This window comes from Cupriavidus basilensis (assembly GCF_000832305.1).
Lineage (GTDB): Bacteria > Pseudomonadota > Gammaproteobacteria > Burkholderiales > Burkholderiaceae > Cupriavidus > Cupriavidus basilensis_F.
Genome location: NZ_CP010537.1, coordinates 431617 through 447463, shown reverse-complemented (window position 1 = coordinate 447463; position 15847 = coordinate 431617). Strand labels below are relative to the sequence as shown.

At 67.3% G+C, this 15847-nt stretch carries 17 protein-coding genes; 5 read left to right on the top strand and 12 right to left on the bottom strand.

Annotated elements, in window-relative coordinates:
• Window positions 1–21 precede the first annotated feature (21 nt).
• From RR42_RS22795 to RR42_RS22765, 7 genes are all read right to left on the bottom strand, one after another.
• Window positions 22–1017: a Bug family tripartite tricarboxylate transporter substrate binding protein gene (locus RR42_RS22795; RefSeq protein ID WP_052494872.1), complete on the bottom strand. Its 996-nt coding sequence runs from the start codon at window positions 1015–1017 to the stop codon at window positions 22–24.
• A gap of 36 nt (window positions 1018–1053) precedes the next feature.
• Window positions 1054–2466 (bottom strand): MmgE/PrpD family protein, encoded by a 1413-nt coding sequence (locus RR42_RS22790; protein ID WP_043353239.1) that lies wholly within the window; start codon window positions 2464–2466, stop codon window positions 1054–1056.
• A 138-nt stretch (window positions 2467–2604) separates the two neighbouring features.
• The gene (locus RR42_RS22785) at window positions 2605–3612 is read right to left on the bottom strand and encodes a Bug family tripartite tricarboxylate transporter substrate binding protein (RefSeq protein WP_082055054.1); all 1008 of its coding nucleotides are present in this window, start codon (window positions 3610–3612) and stop codon (window positions 2605–2607) included.
• 58 nt (window positions 3613–3670) lie between these two features.
• Entirely contained in the window at window positions 3671–4285 is a 615-nt protein-coding gene (locus RR42_RS22780; RefSeq protein ID WP_158408294.1) for a YbhB/YbcL family Raf kinase inhibitor-like protein, read from the bottom strand.
• Window positions 4286–4293: 8 nt separating this feature from the next.
• On the bottom strand, window positions 4294–4920 hold the full coding sequence (gene leuD, locus RR42_RS22775) for a 3-isopropylmalate dehydratase small subunit (protein WP_043357665.1): 627 nt from the start codon (window positions 4918–4920) through the stop codon (window positions 4294–4296).
• A gap of 2 nt (window positions 4921–4922) precedes the next feature.
• Window positions 4923–6323, bottom strand: a complete 1401-nt coding sequence (gene leuC, locus RR42_RS22770) for a 3-isopropylmalate dehydratase large subunit (RefSeq protein WP_043353237.1) — start codon at window positions 6321–6323, stop codon at window positions 4923–4925.
• A gap of 2 nt (window positions 6324–6325) precedes the next feature.
• The gene (locus RR42_RS22765) at window positions 6326–7222 is read right to left on the bottom strand and encodes an isocitrate lyase/PEP mutase family protein (RefSeq protein ID WP_052494870.1); all 897 of its coding nucleotides are present in this window, start codon (window positions 7220–7222) and stop codon (window positions 6326–6328) included.
• A 198-nt stretch (window positions 7223–7420) separates the two neighbouring features.
• Here RR42_RS22765 and RR42_RS22760 point away from each other — a divergent pair, with 198 nt between their 5' ends.
• A complete protein-coding gene (locus RR42_RS22760; RefSeq protein ID WP_052494869.1) occupies window positions 7421–8224 on the top strand; it encodes a GntR family transcriptional regulator in 804 nt (267 codons plus the stop codon).
• A 43-nt stretch (window positions 8225–8267) separates the two neighbouring features.
• Here the strand turns inward: RR42_RS22760 and RR42_RS22755 are convergent, their stop codons facing one another.
• The 3 genes from RR42_RS22755 to purT all read right to left on the bottom strand — a co-directional run bounded on the left by RR42_RS22755 (window position 8268) and on the right by purT (window position 10720).
• Window positions 8268–8648, bottom strand: a complete 381-nt coding sequence (locus RR42_RS22755) for a DUF427 domain-containing protein (RefSeq protein WP_043353235.1) — start codon at window positions 8646–8648, stop codon at window positions 8268–8270.
• A 67-nt stretch (window positions 8649–8715) separates the two neighbouring features.
• Complete coding sequence (locus tag RR42_RS22750) at window positions 8716–9414, bottom strand: aspartate/glutamate racemase family protein (RefSeq protein WP_043353233.1); 699 nt, start codon at window positions 9412–9414, stop codon at window positions 8716–8718.
• A gap of 100 nt (window positions 9415–9514) precedes the next feature.
• Window positions 9515–10720, bottom strand: coding sequence for a formate-dependent phosphoribosylglycinamide formyltransferase (purT, locus tag RR42_RS22745; RefSeq protein ID WP_082055053.1), 1206 nt, complete (start codon window positions 10718–10720; stop codon window positions 9515–9517).
• A 249-nt stretch (window positions 10721–10969) separates the two neighbouring features.
• On the opposite strand from purT, the gene RR42_RS22740 reads away from it, so the two are divergent.
• Window positions 10970–11764: an SDR family NAD(P)-dependent oxidoreductase gene (locus tag RR42_RS22740; RefSeq protein ID WP_043353229.1), complete on the top strand. Its 795-nt coding sequence runs from the start codon at window positions 10970–10972 to the stop codon at window positions 11762–11764.
• A gap of 121 nt (window positions 11765–11885) precedes the next feature.
• Window positions 11886–12425, top strand: a complete 540-nt coding sequence (locus tag RR42_RS22735) for an RrF2 family transcriptional regulator (RefSeq protein ID WP_043353227.1) — start codon at window positions 11886–11888, stop codon at window positions 12423–12425.
• Window positions 12426–12445: 20 nt separating this feature from the next.
• Here the strand turns inward: RR42_RS22735 and RR42_RS22730 are convergent, their stop codons facing one another.
• Both RR42_RS22730 and RR42_RS22725 read right to left on the bottom strand, forming a co-directional pair.
• On the bottom strand, window positions 12446–13651 hold the full coding sequence (locus tag RR42_RS22730; protein WP_043357659.1) for an NAD(P)/FAD-dependent oxidoreductase: 1206 nt from the start codon (window positions 13649–13651) through the stop codon (window positions 12446–12448).
• A gap of 480 nt (window positions 13652–14131) precedes the next feature.
• Entirely contained in the window at window positions 14132–14686 is a 555-nt protein-coding gene (locus RR42_RS22725; protein ID WP_043353225.1) for a YbhB/YbcL family Raf kinase inhibitor-like protein, read from the bottom strand.
• Between the two features lie 186 nt (window positions 14687–14872).
• Between RR42_RS22725 and RR42_RS40755 the strand changes: the two genes are divergently transcribed.
• Both RR42_RS40755 and RR42_RS38735 read left to right on the top strand, forming a co-directional pair.
• Window positions 14873–15040: a hypothetical protein gene (locus RR42_RS40755; RefSeq protein WP_170301751.1), complete on the top strand. Its 168-nt coding sequence runs from the start codon at window positions 14873–14875 to the stop codon at window positions 15038–15040.
• 31 nt (window positions 15041–15071) lie between these two features.
• Window positions 15072–15689 (top strand): SH3 domain-containing protein, encoded by a 618-nt coding sequence (locus RR42_RS38735; RefSeq protein ID WP_082055052.1) that lies wholly within the window; start codon window positions 15072–15074, stop codon window positions 15687–15689.
• Window positions 15690–15847: the final 158 nt, after the last annotated feature.

The window sequence follows — 15847 nt, the reverse complement described above, 5'->3', positions numbered from 1 at the left end:
AAAGCGTACCGTGCCAACCACTCAATCGATCGTCATGTGCGCGTCGTGCACGATCTTGCCAAGGCGCAGCTTCTCGTCCTGCACAAAACGCGTGAACTCCGCCCGCGTGCCCGACACGGGGCGGTAGCCGTAGGTCTCGAACTGCGCGCGCAGGCCGGCGTCGCTGCGAAACGCGGCCTGCGTGGCCTGCGCGATGCGGTCCAGGATCGGCGCCGGCGTGCCCTTGGGCGCATAGATGCCGCCCCAGTGCTCCATGCGGATGCCTGCAAAACCTTGCTCCGCCGTGGTGGGCACGTCCGGCAACGCCTGAGCGCGCTTGTCGTCGGTCACCGCCAGCGCGCGCAGCTTGCCGCCGCGCAGGAAGCCGAGCACACCAACCGGGGCTTCGGACGCCAGGTCGATCTGGCCGCCAATGACCGCGTTAAGCGTTTCCGAGCCGCTCTTGTAGTGCACCAGTGTCACTGGCACGCCGAGCGCCGTCTCCACCATCTCCGCCACGAAATGCCCGGTGCTGCCGGCGCCGGCGGTGCCGAACGTGATGCCACCCCTGGCCTTGCCGTAGGCCTGCAGCGCCTGCAGGTCCTTGATATCCTTGCGCGAAGCACCGGCGCCCACCACCATAACCGACGGCGCCGCATTGGTGCTGACCACAGGAACGAGGTCGCTGTCGGCGTAGGGCATCTTCGCGCGCAGCAACGCGTTGGCGACCGCACCATTGCCGGCGATCAGCAGCGTATAGCCATCGGGCGCGCTTTTGGCGACAAACTCGGCGCCGATGATGCCGCCGGCGCCCGCCTTGTTGTCCACGATCACGGTCTGGCCCAGTTGCCGGCCAAGCGCCTGCGCGATCAGCCGCGTGGTGATGTCGCCCGGGCCGCCGGCCGAGAATGGCAGCACCAGGCGGATCGGCTTGTCCGGCCAGTGCGCCTGGGCAACGGCCGAAAGGCTGGATAAGGCCAGCATCGCGCAAGCCGCCATCCGGGCCAGCACGGCACGCCGGGGGAATCGTTGGGTCATGTCTCACTCCTGATGTTCTTTGTTGTCGGCAAGCACTCAGTCGAACGCGCAACCCACCGGTGGCGCAAGCAGGGCGAGCAAGTCGCGCACATCGTCGAGCTGCTCAAGATCCAGCACCATGCGCTCGATGGCTTGCTGCCGCTGCGGCGCGATCAAGCCGTCCGTCAGGGATCTGTACTTCGCGGCCACTTCGTCACTCGATTGCGGCGCTTCGATGGCGCGCGATGCCCAACGATTGACCTCGATGCGCTGCCCGTCGGTGAAGGTCACGGCCAGACGCACGCGCCCGCGTGCCCGTTGCCCGCCTGCGTCGAAGGCGGGATCGTGGCGCACGGCGATACGCGGCAGCAGCGCCCAGACGTCGTCGGCATCAATGCGCGCCGGCGCGAACTGCGGCACCAGCGCCGCGCCATCCAGCACCGCCACCGCAAGCGCGTAACCGATGTTCATCTGCGCGCCGATTGGCGTCAGCGGCCGCTGCGGCACCCACCAGCCATGGTGATAGACAGCATGCGACACATCCACCTCGATCGCGGCGATCTCCCCTGCCTTGAGCGTGCGCTGTGCGCCCACGTCGAACAGCGCATCGAGCGGCGCGTGGATGCCACCCATGGCCGCGTAGGGCTTGATGACGATGCGCTCGACTTCCCAACGCTCGCCCAGGCCGTCGGTGATCTGCGCGGCGTCCGGCGCATGCCCTTCGCCGAACGTCGAAAGAAAGCCGCCGTACTCGCGCTCGAACACGCGCTTGATGCCGGTGTAGCCGCCCGCCGCCAGCACCGCCGCGTAGAGCCCATTGCGCGCGGCGAAGCCGTGGTGCATGCGCTTGCACATGGCCTCGTACTGCGCCGCCATCAGTCCGGCCGACTGCGTGCCGGCCAACCCCAGCGCATCCTCGAAACGCGCGGCGTCGAGCCCCAGCAGCTTGCCCACCGCGGCGGCGGCCGCGTGCGTGCCGAACACCGATCCGGAATGCCAGCCGCGCGACAACATCTGCGCGCCGTGCAGGGCCATGCCCACGCGCGGGCCCACCTCATAGCCGGCCATGGCCGCTTCCAGGAAGCGCCGCCCGCTGACGCGGCGCTCGCCTTCGGATGCGGCCCACAGCGCGGGCAGCACGAGCGAGGCGCTGTGCAGCGGCCCGAGCGGATGGTAGTCGTCAAGCTCAAACCCCTGGATAAAGGTGCCATTGAGCAGCGCGGCGCCCGGCGCGCTGGTGCGCGCCCCCCAGCCGACGATGGTGCGGTCCCCCTGCCCCTCCATCTGGCGGACGATATTGGCGGCGGTGCGCGACCACGGCAATTGCGCGCCGACGATGGCACAGCCGATGCCATCGAGCGTGAGCGCCTTGGCGCGCTCGCGCGCGGTGGCGCTGGCTTGCTCCAGCCGGAAGGCGGCCAGCCATTGGGCGAGCCTGCCGGTGGGCCCGTCGGGATCGGTTGGCGGCATGGGTGCGGCGTTCTGACTCTGACTCTGACTCTGATGCGGGTCCTGATCCTGATCCTGGTTTTGCATGATGTGTCTGCCTATGTGGCGTTACGTGAGGCTACGTGGAGACTGGCGCAGTCGGCTGGCGGTCGGGTCCCCTTACTCGAATGGATACTGCTTGACCAGCGCCCCCAGGCGCTCGCTTTCCTGGCGTACCTGCGCGGCAAACTCAGCAGGCAAATTCGCCACCGGCTCGGCGCCCGCGGCGGCGATGGTCCGTTGCACTTCCGGATCCTTCACGGCCTCGCGCAGCGCGGCGACAATGCCCTGCGTGATCGCAGCCGGGGTGCCCTTGGGCGCGAACAGGCCATACCAGGTGACCGACTGGAACTGCGGGTAACCGGCCTCGGCCGTGGTAGGCACATCAGGCAGCGCGGCGGCGCGCGTGCGCCCCTGCGTGGCAAGGATCTTCAGCGTGCCCGCCTTGTAGTGCGGCAGCGCGGCAGTGATGCCGGTGAACGCCAGGTTGACGTTGTTGGCGATCAGGTCCGTGATGATGGCGCCGGTGCCACGGTAGTTGACGACAATGAGGTCAGGCAAGCCCGCCTCCGCCGCCAGTTGCTTGCCGGAGATGCGCGCTAGACTTTCGCCGGTGCCGAGCGAACAGGTCTTGGCGACGGTCTTGCAGTACTGCACGAGTTCCGCGAACGTCTTCACGGGCAGCTTGGCGCTGGCTACTACCGCGGCGGGCGACTGCGAAATCGCCGTGATGGGGTCGAGCCGCGCCAACGGGTCAATGCCCTTGAACCCGGGCGTGTACCTGGTGGCCACGATAGCCGGCACCTGCAGCAGCAGCGTATAACCATCGGGCTTCGCCTCCATCACGCGCCGCGTGCCGATCAGGCCGTCGGCGCCCGGCAGGTTCTCCACCACCACCGGCTGGCCCCAGAGCACGCCAAGCGGCTTGGACACCGCGCGTGCGGTGGCGTCCGTACCACCGCCGGCGCTATAGGGGACCACCAGTGTGACCGGACGGTCCGGGCGCCATGCGCCGGGGCTGGCAGTGGGGCTGGCGGCGGCTAGCGTGCAGGCCGACAGCAGTGCCGCGCCGATGGCGAGCGGGCCGACGGCTCGGCACCTGGTTTGTCGTTGGATCAGGGATGGCATGTTGTCTCCATATTTTCTTGTGGTAACCCGTGGTGTTTCCGGCTAGCCGTGCAAGCACTCAAGCCGACGCAACGATCGCTGGAGTCAGCGGCCGGCCTCGCCAGTCGCGCTGGAACACGCCATTGAGCCGGCCCCGCGCGATGGCATGCGTGCGCAGCCACGCCATCAGCGCTTCGCGCGCAAGACCCGCTGGCGGCTCGGCGGCAAGCGCGAACAGCTGGAACACGTAGCGATGCGGCCCGTGCCCCGGCAGGGGCCGGGGGCCGTCGTAAGCGGCATGGCCCAGCCCGTTGACGGCCAGTGTCACGCCGGCCGGCAACGGCGCGCGCGACAGTGCGCCTTCGGCCAGCGAGCCGACCGAGGCCGGGCCCCAGGCAAGCGCGTGCACGATGGCGTAAGCCAGCGGCACATCCGGATCCTCGACCAGCAACAGCCAGTGCGTGGCCGTTGCCGGCAATCCCGTCCAGACCAGCGCGGGCGAGCAGTTGGCGCCCGCGCCCGCGCCCGCGTGGCGCTCGGGCATCGCGCCGTGATCGGCAAACGACGCGCTGTGCAGCGCCAGCGTGTGGGGCAATGCGGCCAGCACGGCGTCGCTGCATGCCAGGCTGCCATCGCCCGCGTGGCGTCCGCGCAGCAGCAGGCCGGCTGCGCGCAGCAACAGTGGATGTTGCAACCGGGCGTTCATGCCGCGTCTTGCCGGCGCACCGTCCAGGCCCAGGGCCGGCGGGTGCGATCGGCTTGCTGCCAGGCGCGGATCAGCGCATCGTCCTTGAGCGTAAGGCCGATATCGTCCAGCCCGTGCAGCAGGGCTTCACGACGCAACCGGTCGACGGGAAACGCGACGGTCGCGCCATCGGGCGCGCTCAGCGTGGCGCTCGCCAGGTCCACGCGCACCGGCGCGCCGCTTGCGCATTGCGCGGCCAGCGCCTGCACCGCCTCGGCGGGGAGCCGGATCGGCAGCACGCCATTCTGGAAGCAGTTGTTGTAGAAGATATCGCCATAGCTCGGCGCGATCACGCAGCGCACGCCCAGGCCCATCAGCGCCCACACCGCGCCCTCGCGCGAGGACCCGCAGCCAAAGTTGGCGCCGGCCAGCAGTACCGGCGCGCCGCGAAACGCCGGCTGGTTGAACACGCAGCCCGGGTCCTCGCTGCCATCGGCGCGGTAGCGCAGCGCTTCCAGCGCATAGGGGCCGAGTTGCTCGCGCGGCAACGCGGTGAGCCGCTCGATGCGGATGATCACGTCGGTGTCGACGTTGGCGCGCAGCAGCGGCACGGCAGCGCCCGTGACGACCGTAAAGGGTTGCATGGTCATGTGAGTTTCCGTACGTCGGTCATGCAGCCGGTGACCGCGGCGGCGGCGGCCATCGCGGGGCTGGCAAGATGGGTGCGGGCACCTGGCCCCTGACGCCCGACAAAATTGCGGTTGGAGGTGGAGACCGAGCGCTGCCCGGGCGGCACCTGCTCGCCGTTGGCGGCCACGCACATGCTGCAGCCGGGCTCGCGCCAGCCAAAGCCCGCATCCTCGAACACGGTGCGCAGCCCTTCGGCCTCGGCCGCGCGCTTGACGTTCTCCGAGCCCGGCACCACCCAGGCGGTCACGCCCGGGGCCACGCGCCGCCCGCGCGCCACGGCGGCCGCTGCGCGCAGGTCGGACAGGCGCGAGTTCGCGCAGGAGCCGATAAAGACCCAGTCCACCGGCGTACCGGCGATGGGGGCATTGGGTGCCAGGCCCATGTAATCCAGCGCGGCGCCAATGGCAGCACTGGCCGCCTGGTCGCTGGCGGCGGCCGGATCGGGGATGTGCCCATCGATCGCGATCGCGTGCTCGGGGCTGGTGCCCCACGTGATGGTGGGCGCCACGGCGGTGGCGTCGATCACCTCTTCGCGATCGAACACGGCACCGGCATCGGTGGCGAGCGTGCGCCAGTACTCGGCCGCGCCGTCGAACTGCGCGCCGGAGGGCGCATACGGGCGGCCGCGCAGCCATTCGATGGTGCGCGCGTCGGGCGCCACCATGCCAAAGCGCGCGCCCAGTTCCACGCTCAGGTTGCACAGCGTCAGGCGCCCTTCCACTTCCAGCGCTTCGATGGCCGTGCCGGCGAACTCGATGGCATAGCCGCCGCCAGCCGCCGCGCCGAGGCGGCCGATGATATGCAGCGCCAGATCCTTCGCGGTGATGCCCTCGGCCAGCACGCCGTCGCATCGGATGCGCATGCGCCGCGGCTTTTGCTGGCGCAGCGTCTGCGTGGCGAGCGCGTGCGTACTCTCGGACGAGCCCACGCCGAAGGCCATCGCGCCCAGGCCGCCGTTGGTACAGGTATGGCTGTCGCCGCAGATGACCGTCAGGCCGGGCAGCACGATGCCCAGCTCTGGGCCCATCACGTGGACGATGCCCTGCCCCGGCTGGCCGAGGTCGAACATCGTCACACCCGCCGCGGCCGAGCGATCGCGCAGCGCAGACCACAGGCGCCCGCCCGGCACATGGGTATTGCCATCGCGCCCGGGCTGGCTGGAGACCGCGTGGTCCGGCGTGGAGAACACCAGCGCCGGATCATGTAGCGGCAAGCCGCGCGCCGCCACCTCGGCCAGCGCCGGCGGGCCGGAAAGATCGTGCAGCAAGTGACGGTCGATGTGCAGCAGCGCCCAGCCATCGCCGAGTTCGCGCACCACATGCGCGTCCCAGAGCTTGTCAAAGAGAGTGCGCGCCATCGTCAAGCCTTTGCGCTTGCCGGCGCATCGGGGTTGGTGGCGCGCTCGCCGGCATTGAAGCGCTGGCGCAGGCTGTCCCATTCATCGGCGCCGAAGCGGCGGAAGGTCTGCCCCACGCTGGCCGACACGCCTGGCGCGGTGAAGGTGGCCTTGAGCTCGGCCAGGGCTTCGTCGCCCGCCTGGATCGCGGCCTTGAGCATCAGGCCCGGCAGGATGGCCAGCTTGTAGCCCATGACCTCGGCCTCGCGCAGGTCGAAGATCGGCGTGCGGCCGCCGGGCACCACGTTCAGCAGGCAAGGGCCGCGCACCAGCCGCGGCACCGCCGCCACTTCCTCGATGGTCTGCGTGGCTTCCACGAAGGCCAGGTCCGCGCCAGCTTCCAGCGCGGCGTTGGCGCGCCAGATGGCCTCTTCCAGCCCGAGCATGGCGCGCGCATCGGTGCGCGCGATGATGACGAAATCCGGCGTGCGGCGCGCCTGCACCGCTGCGCGGATCTTGGAGACGAACTCCTCGCGCGAGACCACCTCCTTGCCATCCAGGTGGCCACAGCGCTTGGGCGCAACCTGGTCCTCGATATGGATCGCCGCCACGCCACGGGCCTCGTACTCGCGCACGGTGCGGGTGACGTTGAGCTGATTGCCGTAGCCCGTGTCGGCGTCGGCGATCAGCGGGATCGACACGGAGCGCGCCATCACCGCGGCGTTTTCAACCATCTCGCTCATCGTCAGCAGGCCGAAATCAGGGAAGCCGCGCGCCGCCGACGTGCCGGCGCCAGTCATGTAGCAGGCGGAGAAGCCGGCCTGCTCGATCAGGCGCGCGCCGATGGCGTCGTAAGCGCCGGGCGCGATGATCATGCCGGGCGCCTGCAGGCGCTGGCGAAGGATAGCTGCGAGGGTCATGGACGGGTCCTGTCTGCTTGCGGTGGGTGACGGAATGCGTACGGAGTAAGCCTCAGCGCGGAGGGGAATCGGTTGTCGACCTTCGCCCTGTGTTTATGTGTTTATATTCTAGATACAACTTGTCGGTTCCGTCAAGGATTGGGAAATTCGCCACTGGACCGTTGTGCTATGCTGCCCACGCCACTAAACCGTCACCTCATGCCGCGCACGACCGACTCCCCTTCGCCGCTGGGCCATATGCCCGGCACCTCACTGCACCGGCAGCTCTTTCTCGTGCTGCGCGACGAAATCACGCGCGGCATCTATGCGGAAACGGGGGCTTTGCCGAAAGAAGAAGCACTGTGCGAGCGCTTTGGCGTCTCGCGCATCACGGTGCGGCGGGCGCTGTCCGAGTTGGCGGCGCTAGGGCTGGTGGAGCGGCGCCATGGCCTTGGCACCTTTGTGCGGGCGGACGCGCCGGCAGGGCGCAGCAGCCCTAGCCTTAGCGTGATCGACAGCCTGCGCAAGACCGCGCTGGAGACGGACGTCGAGGTTCTTGAGGTGGCCACGGCCGTGCCGCCGGCGGACATTGCCCAACTGCTGCTGCTCGCCCCGGGCGAGCAAGCCGTGCACGCGCTGCGCCTGCGCAGCATCAAGGGCACGCCGGTGATACTGACGGATGCATGGGTACCCGCCGCGCTGGGCAAGCGCGTGTCGGCGGCGGCGCTGCGCAAGCAAGCGCTCTACGAGATCCTGATGGCACAGGGGGTGAAGTTTGGCCGCGTGGTGCAGGAAATCACGGCCCAGGCGGCCGACCCCGCTTATGCGGGCTGGCTGCGCACCGAGGTTGGTGCGCCACTGCTCAAGCTGGTGCGCCTGATGCATGACCCGGAGTCGCGGCCGGTCCAGTACATCACGGTGTACATGTCCCCGGAACGCAGCCGCATCCTGATGGATATCTCGGCCGACACGGTCAACACGCTAAGCGCCGGGCAGTTAGTCCACGACGTGCCGCGCGGCTAAGAGGCCGTTTCAACATAAAGCACACGGCCCTGGCGTTCACCGCCTAGCCCTGCCGCTGCTCGATGGCATCGACTCGGTTGGGGTAGAAGGCCACGTGATCCTTGATGGCCTCGACGGCGGCATACGGCGCCTCGTAAGTCCACACCGCATTGACCGATCGCTCACCGCCCGCGGGGATGCTGTAGTAAGCGCACTCGCCTTTGTACGGGCAGTAGGTGGCATGGTCCGTGCGCGCCAGCAGCGACATATCGACATCCTTGCGCGGAATGTACTGCACGGCCGGGTAGGCCGCCTCGCGCAGCGTGAGCGCGCTGCGGGTGTCGGCAATGACGGCGCCGCCGAGCCTCACGACGACGCGCGCGGGGTTCGCCTCGATCACGATCGGATGATCGGGCCCCGGGATCTTGATGGGCTTGCTGGTCATGGCTGGGCTTCCTGATGTGTTGCCGCGCCTGCCAATACTACGCGTGAACGCGCCAGCCTGCCCGGCATCAATATGCGCCTTGCACCGCCCTGCGCAGCGCCGCCTGCGCCAGCAGCCGCGTGGAATCCAGCGTCGGCAGTGACGAGTTAGCGTCGTTCACGATCAGCGGAATTTCCGTGCAGCCGAGCACAACAGCATCGCAACCCTGCGACTTCATCCGCCCGATAACCCGCTGGAAGTAAGTGAGTGCTTCCGGGGTAGCGATGCCGCCCACCAGTTCATCCATGATGATGCGGTTGATTTCATCGCGCTCGGCGGGGTCCGGCCGCATAAAGCCGAGCCCGCGCGCGGCAAGCTTTTCGGGGTAGACCTCGCTGTCGACAAGCCAGCGTGTTCCCGTCAGGCCCAGGCGGGTGAAACCGCGCGCCGCCGCGCTCTCGGCGACCACCTCGGCAATATGCAGCCAGGGCCGCGGCGAACGCGCCGCCATGTACGGCAGCGCCTGGTGAATGGTGTTGTCGGGACAGATCAGGAAATCCGCGCCCATGCCAGCGAGCTTGCTGGCAGAGGTGAGCATCAACTCACCTACGGCCTGCCAGTCGCCGCGATCCAGGTGCTTGACGTACTCGGCAAGCGACGGGGTGTGCATGGATATCTCGGGATGCGCATGCGGCCCGAGCAGCCGCGCGCCCTCCATGCAAATGGTCCGGTAGCAAAGCGCAGCACCTTCGGCGGAGCAGGCAACGATGCCGATATGCAGGGTCATGACGGTTGGCTCCATGCGATGTCACGGCAAATCACGGGATCATGCGCGGCGGCCGATTCAGCCGCCGCGCACCGAGCGGGTAAAGCAAGTTAGCGCTGGCTCAGCCTGCCACGCGCGGCTTCACGCGTCCCGCCGCATCCTTGGCGCGCACGCGGGCCGCTTCCACGTCGGCGTCGTACGCCAGGGCCACGCCCATGCGGCGCTTGGTGAAGCTCTCCGGCTTGCCGAACAAGCGCAGCTCCGTCTGCGGCACGCGCAGCGCCTCGTCCACGCCGTCGAACACCACGCCCTTGGCATCCACGCCGCCATAGATCACCGCACTGGCGCCCGGGCTCTTGAGCGCGGTGCTGACCGGCAGGCCGAGAATGGCGCGCGCGTGCAGCTCGAACTCGTTCTGCCACTGGGTGATCATGGTCACCATGCCGGTGTCGTGCGGACGCGGGCTGACTTCGCTGAACCAGACCTGCTCGCCCTTGACGAACAGTTCCACGCCGAACAAGCCTTGCCCGCCCAGGTTGGCGGTGACGGCCTGCGCAATCTGCTGGGATTTTTGCAGTGCGGCCGGATGCATCGGATGCGGCTGCCAGCTTTCCACGTAATCCCCGCTGACCTGCACGTGGCCGATCGGCTCGCAGAACTGCGTTTCCACCTGGCCGTCGGCGCCGATCGCGCGCACCGTCAGCAGCGTGATTTCGTAGTCGAAGTCGATGAAACCTTCCACGATCACGCGGCCGTGGCTGACACGGCCACCGGCCATGGCGTAGTCCCATGCGGCCTTGACGTCGGCGGGGCCGTCGATCTTGCTCTGGCCCTTGCCGGAGCTGCTCATCACCGGCTTGACCACGCACGGGTAGCCGATGCCGCCATCGATGGCCGCCTGCAGCTCTTCCAGCGAGTCGCAGAACTTGTAGGGGCTGGTGGGCACGCCGAGCGTCTCCGCAGCCAGGCGGCGGATGCCTTCGCGGTCCATGGTCAGGCGCGCCGCGCGCGCCGTGGGGATGACGCGCACCACGCCGGCGGCTTCCAGCGTCTCCAGCATCTGCGTGGCAATGGCCTCGATCTCCGGCACCACCAGGTCCGGCTTCTCGGCCTCGATCAGCGCCTTGAGCTGGTCCGGGTCGCTCATGGAAATGGTGCGCGCATGGTGCGCCACCTGCTGGCCGGGCGCATCGGCATAGCGGTCCACCGCAATCGTTTCAACGCCGAGGCGCTGCAGCGCGATCAGGACTTCCTTGCCGAGCTCGCCGGAGCCCAGCAGCATGACTTTGGTCGCGCCAGGCGACAGAGGGGTGCCGAGAGTGGTCATGTGGGACCCTTGGGATCAAGTAAAAACAGCGATTGTACGTGGACCGAAAGCGCGCGCCCAGGCGTGCGTGCCGAGGGCTTTGGCGCCCGCAAGCCGATTGCCGACAATACCTGCGAGGAAGGCCGCGGCAAGAACCGGCGGGTGGAACTGGCGCGCGTGGCCGCCTGGGGGACGGGCCTTGCCGAAATCCGCCGAGCCAATAAACTAGGTCAGTCGGCCTGCACTCGGCAGGCCTCCCAAGGAATGGCCATGAAGATTGATCTCACGGGCAAGATCGCCCTTGTTTCAGGGTCCACCGCCGGCATCGGCTTCGCAACGGCCAAGGGACTCGCCGGCGCAGGCGCCCGCGTCATCCTCAACGGGCGCAGCAACGCCACGGTGGACAAGGCCCTGCAAGCGCTGCGTGCCGCCGTTGCCGGCGCCGACGTGACGGGCTTCGTCGGCGACCTTGCCGACCCCGAGGCCTGCGCCCGCCTGGTGGCGGCCCATCCCCGAGTGGATGTGCTGGTAAATAACCTTGGCATCTTCCAGCCGCAGGACTTCTTTGAGACGCCCGACAGCGAGTGGACCCGCTTCTTCGAAACCAACGTCATGTCGGGCGTGCGGCTGTCGCGGGCCTATGCGCCGTCCATGGCCGAGCGTAAATGGGGACGGATCGTGTTCGTCTCGTCGGAATCGGCGCTGAATATCCCCGCCGACATGATCCACTATGGCTTTTCCAAGACCGCGCAACTGGCAGTCTCGCGCGGGCTGGCCAAGCGGCTTGCCGGTACCGGCGTGACCGTCAACGCGGTACTGCCCGGCCCCACGCTATCGGAGGGCGTCACCGACATGCTCAAGGATGCCATGGCAAGCTCGGGGCAATCCGCCGAAGCCGTGGCAGCGGACTTCGTCAAGACACACCGTTCCTCCTCGATCATCCAGCGTGCCGCCAGCGTCGAAGAAGTCGCCAACATGATCGTCTATGCCTGCTCCCCGCAAGCCTCGGCCACCACCGGCGCCGCATTGCGCGTGGACGGCGGGGTCGTGGATACGATCGCCTGAGTCCTCTGCGCAGCTTTCCTTGCGCGGCCATGCGGCCGCGCAACTTGGCCACCCCCGACGCTTGCGCTTCGCCCCGAATCTGTATAGGCTGAACTACGATTCAATCTATCTTAGTTAAGCCATGTCCCACATCAGCACGGGCGTCGAATACGGACTGCACTGCCTCCTGTTCCTCGCCGACCCGACGGCAAGCGTCAAGGAAGCTAGCGTGCGCGACCTGGCCGAGCTGCAAGGCGTCCCTGCCGAATACCTCGCCAAATTGTTCACCAAGCTGGCCAAGGCCAACCTGGTCGTGGCCACCGAAGGCATTCGCGGCGGCTTCTCGCTGGCGCGGCCGGCGGCAAAGATCACGGTCATGGATGTCGTGCAAGCGATCGACGGCGACAAGGCGCTGTTCGACTGCCGCGAGATCCGCGAGCGCTGCGCGCTGTTCGATGCGGCGCCGCCCGCCTGGGCCACCCGTGGCATCTGCTCCATCCATGCCGTCATGCAGGCGGCAGAAAAGGCCATGCGGCAGGAACTGGCCGGGCACACGCTCGCCGATCTCGCCGAGCGGACCCTCGTCAAGGCACCGGCCAATTTCGGCCCGCACGTAGTGCGATGGCTCGCCGACCGCGCCACCCACCGGCGCGGCGAGCGCGATGCGGCAGACAAAGACTAGGCCCGGCGAGCGCAGCGGATCTACGCTACCACGGTGCGATCGGGATTGGCCGCGGCCAGTGCCTGCGCGCGATCGGCGCTGGGCGGATAGATCCACTCGGCGTTGATCCGGCCTTTCAGCGCCTTGGCGTCCGCGCCAACGAGCTTGACTTCACGCTCCCAGCCCTCGGTGTAGACCGCGCCCCACGGGCCCAGGTCCAGGCAGGTGACGTACCTCGGCTGGCGGTAGGGAATCGGTGCAAGGCCGAGCAGGTCCGCAGCAACGTTGTGCCCCGCCGAGCGGCCAAGGTTCATCGCGTGCTGACACGACATCGCGGCATAGTTGCCGTCATCGTCCGTGGCGGCATAAGCGACATCACCGGTGGCGAACACGGCATCCACGCCCTTGACGCGCAGGTTGCTGTCCACATGCAGGCGACCGAATGCATCGCGCTGCGCGGGAATCTGCTGCGTGAGCGCGCTGGCGCGCACGCCCGCCGTCCAGATCACCGTCTTGGCATCGATGCGCTCGCCGTGCGCCGTGGTCAGGCCGTTCTCGTCGACGGACGCCACCGACGTGCCTGGCCGCCAGGTCACGCCAAGCGCTTCAAGCGCTTGCGTGATGACGGGACGCGGGCCGGCGCCGAGCTCGGCGGCCACTTCGGCATGGCGATCGACCACGATGACGTTCACCTCGGCGTCTTCGCCCAGCGCATCGCGCAGGCGCGCCGGCATTTCGGCCGCGGTCTCGATGCCGGTGAAGCCGCCGCCGGCCACCACGATGGTATTGCGCGCGGCGGATGCCGGATGATCGGCAAGGCGCTTGATATGCGCCTCCAGCTCGGCCGCTTCATCGATCTGGTCCACGCTGAACGCATGCTTGTCCAGGCCCGGGATCTGCGGGCGAAACAGGCGGCTGCCCGTAGCAAGCACGAGGCGGTCATAGGACAGCGTGGACCTCGCTTGATCGATGCCAACCACCTCGACTTCATTGCGGTCCGCATGGATCCGCTCGACGGTACCCTGGATGAACCTGACGCCGACCGCATCGAAGATGTCGCGCAGCGGCGCCTTCATCCGCGCAGCACCTGCCTCATAGAAGCGCGGACGCACATGCAGCTCCGGCTGGGGAGCGATCAGCGCGATCTCCACATCCTTCTGGCCGTGCAGATCGATCAGGCGCGCCGCGCCCAGCGCACTCCACATACCGGCGAAGCCGGCGCCAATGATCAGGATACGTTTAGCCATCATGCAACTCCTCTCAAATTACGCATGCGTTCATGCTGCCGGACCGCGCACGCCACGCGACGCCCCGACTCAAAACTCCGATTCTATGAGTCGTAGTTTTGAAACTCAAGGGATTTTTTCGCGGCACGCGTTACCAGCGTCCCGTTCGCCGCACGCGGCGTACGATGCGCCTTGTCTGCGGCAGCAGCACGAAATCGTAGCGAGGGAATCGAGCGCGCCAAGCAGCATTGCGTGATGTTCGACATCACGTTGGCGCGTCAGTGGTGGCGGCGCTGGTGCTGGTCGCAGCCCTGTTGTGGCCGGCGCCGCGCGGGCAACACTCGCGCAGCGCCGGTGTGGCGGGTCTTGGCGAATTGCGCTTTCAGCAACTCCGGGGGTTACTTCCGAGGGCTATTGCTGATGGCTTAACGCCTTTCGCCTTTTTCATTTTCCTTTAGCCTCCTGCTCTCGAACGATGCGCTCAAAAAGATACGCAGCCGCTTAACGCGCATATCTTCCGACGACGCTTTGGCCGCGCAGCGCATGGCCTTTGAGCGCCTGCATCAGTTCGTCCCTGTTCAGGCCGGGCGGCAGCGCGGTTGGCGCAAGGTCTGTGGCGATGACGGTCAACACATAATGGTGCGGCGCATCACCAACCGGCGGACAAGGTCCAAGATAAATCGGCTCGCCCCGTACATTCTTGCCAACGGTGACGCCATGGCGATCAGCCTGGCCCTCGCCTTCCTTCAACTGACCGCGATCGGCGGCGATGTTATAGGCGACCCAGTGCGAATAGCCTAGCCCCATGTTGCCATCGAGGTCCAGCAGCAGCACCGCCATGGACTTGGTGCCGGCGGGAAGATTCGACCACGACACCTGCGGCGACACGCCTTTGCCGCCGCAATCGGACGTATTGTTGCCATACAGCGTAGGGATCGCCGCCCCATCCGCAAACGATGCGGACGACGCCTGCATGCCTGCCGCATATGCCGTGCCAATGCAGCCCAAAACCAGTGCGCCAGCCAGCGGCGCGAAGCGTGTTCTGATGAGATTCATTTGTGCCTCGCTCCGATGGAATGAGTGGAATGTATTCGGCGCACGCAGAGGAAGGTGCGCGTATACCCTCTGGCATTCACGATTGACCAGACTTAATATGGGCTTGATCGTGCTCAAGGCTGTTGCTAAGTACGGACGATGTCATTAGAAATAACGTTAAAAATATAACGACTAAAGGAGACATCCATGCAAGATTATCAAAGCCTTGTGTTCATGTGCGCGATCGGCTTGGTGTGCCTCTATGTCTTGCTCGGCACACTCTCCCAATCGCTCGCGATCAAATACGGTGCGCCTGCCATCGTTTCCGTCCTGATGGTGGCGTTCTCCGTCTCGCCGTGGCACGTGGCGGGGTAAACCACAATCACCAGCGGCTGCGGAGGTCTTGATGCGCCGAATGGCCGTTAAGTGCGTTCTGGCGGGAATCACCGCATTGCTGGCCGCGCCCGGTGTGGCGTTTGCGCAGCCTGCCCAAGCCTTTACCACCGGCCCCGTCAACCTGCGTGCCGGACCCGCACCGGATTACCCGGTGGTGGCGCAACTGTCCGGCGGCGTGCCGCTCACCGTGATGGGGTGCGTCAGCCAGTACACATGGTGCGACGTGGCGCTGCCTAACCTGCGTGGCTGGGTCTATGCCGGGCAGCTCGGGTACGCGTATCAGGGCGGCAGTGTTTCTGTGCTGAACTACGGCACCGTGATTGGCCTTCCCATCATCACGTTCTCCATCGGCTCCTACTGGGGTAACTACTATCGCGGACGGCCTTGGTACCACGACCAGGGACGCTGGGCGCATCGTCCGCCATATGGGCCGGGACCGGGCTATCCGCCAGTGCATGTGCGCCCGCCAGGTGGTTATCCGCCCGGCCGTCCGCCTGGTCATGGAGGCGGAAGCAGCCATGGTGGTGGTCACGGTGGCGGCGGCGGTCACGGGGGTGGGGGCGGCGGCGGTCATGGTGGTGGCGGTCATGGAGGTGGCGGCGGCCATGGTGGCCACGGCGGCCGATAACAGCGCGCCCAAACAGCCCTCGCGACGCACACTGGCAAACGGGTTCAGCCAGCCTGGAAATTCTGGCCATTGCCGGGCACGCCGGCGTGGCCCAGAATTTCGCGCACCCCCTGTCCATTCGGGCAGCTGCGATTCATACAAGAAACCAGGAGACCACC

Bases quoted from the DNA above. Each gene is read 5' to 3' on its own strand.
- RR42_RS22765 (WP_052494870.1), bottom strand. From the start codon at position 7,222: ATGACCCTCGCAGCTATCCTTCGCCAGCGCCTGCAGGCGCCCGGCATG.
- RR42_RS38735 (WP_082055052.1), top strand. From the start codon at position 15,072: ATGCGCCGAATGGCCGTTAAGTGCGTTCTGGCGGGAATCACCGCATTG.
- RR42_RS22790 (WP_043353239.1), bottom strand. From the start codon at position 2,466: ATGCCGCCAACCGATCCCGACGGGCCCACCGGCAGGCTCGCCCAATGG.
- RR42_RS22785 (WP_082055054.1), bottom strand. From the start codon at position 3,612: ATGCCATCCCTGATCCAACGACAAACCAGGTGCCGAGCCGTCGGCCCG.
- RR42_RS22795 (WP_052494872.1), bottom strand. From the start codon at position 1,017: ATGACCCAACGATTCCCCCGGCGTGCCGTGCTGGCCCGGATGGCGGCT.
- leuC (WP_043353237.1), bottom strand. From the start codon at position 6,323: ATGGCGCGCACTCTCTTTGACAAGCTCTGGGACGCGCATGTGGTGCGC.
- RR42_RS22755 (WP_043353235.1), bottom strand. From the start codon at position 8,648: ATGACCAGCAAGCCCATCAAGATCCCGGGGCCCGATCATCCGATCGTG.
- RR42_RS22730 (WP_043357659.1), bottom strand. From the start codon at position 13,651: ATGGCTAAACGTATCCTGATCATTGGCGCCGGCTTCGCCGGTATGTGG.
- RR42_RS22740 (WP_043353229.1), top strand. From the start codon at position 10,970: ATGAAGATTGATCTCACGGGCAAGATCGCCCTTGTTTCAGGGTCCACC.
- RR42_RS22760 (WP_052494869.1), top strand. From the start codon at position 7,421: ATGCCGCGCACGACCGACTCCCCTTCGCCGCTGGGCCATATGCCCGGC.
- RR42_RS22750 (WP_043353233.1), bottom strand. From the start codon at position 9,414: ATGACCCTGCATATCGGCATCGTTGCCTGCTCCGCCGAAGGTGCTGCG.
- RR42_RS22735 (WP_043353227.1), top strand. From the start codon at position 11,886: ATGTCCCACATCAGCACGGGCGTCGAATACGGACTGCACTGCCTCCTG.
- RR42_RS40755 (WP_170301751.1), top strand. From the start codon at position 14,873: ATGCAAGATTATCAAAGCCTTGTGTTCATGTGCGCGATCGGCTTGGTG.
- leuD (WP_043357665.1), bottom strand. From the start codon at position 4,920: ATGCAACCCTTTACGGTCGTCACGGGCGCTGCCGTGCCGCTGCTGCGC.
- purT (WP_082055053.1), bottom strand. From the start codon at position 10,720: ATGACCACTCTCGGCACCCCTCTGTCGCCTGGCGCGACCAAAGTCATG.
- RR42_RS22725 (WP_043353225.1), bottom strand. From the start codon at position 14,686: ATGAATCTCATCAGAACACGCTTCGCGCCGCTGGCTGGCGCACTGGTT.